The sequence below is a fragment of the Rhodoferax sp. UBA5149 genome (assembly GCF_002413825.1).
Classification (GTDB): Bacteria; Pseudomonadota; Gammaproteobacteria; order Burkholderiales; family Burkholderiaceae_C; genus Rhodoferax.
In genome coordinates this window covers 1-213 of the sequence record NZ_DHXT01000199.1, presented here as the reverse complement: position 1 = coordinate 213, position 213 = coordinate 1, and the positions used below count along the sequence as shown (strand labels likewise).

Sequence of the window (213 nt, the reverse complement as noted above, 5' to 3'; positions counted from 1 at the left end):
GGCCAGGAGTTTCCGGCCTACGATGGGCGCGCCATTCAGGGTATTGGTTTGGCTTACGCCACGTCCAACCGGGGTGGTTGCCATTTGCGTGGCTACACCGTTGCCTCCGAAGTGCTGGGCATCCCGGTCAAAACCGATCCGCTGGAACACGCGGGCAAGCCCGAACTGGTCAAGGCTTTCCAGGACGCCACTGCCGCCTTTGACTCGTCCGGT

Annotated in this window: 1 protein-coding gene; it reads left to right on the top strand. The window is 62.4% G+C overall.

The genetic code is table 11. The features are described 5' to 3' along the window. The coding region (locus B3V69_RS17855) for an aldehyde ferredoxin oxidoreductase C-terminal domain-containing protein (protein ID WP_296448385.1) at positions 1 to 213 on the top strand (213 nt) is incomplete at both ends.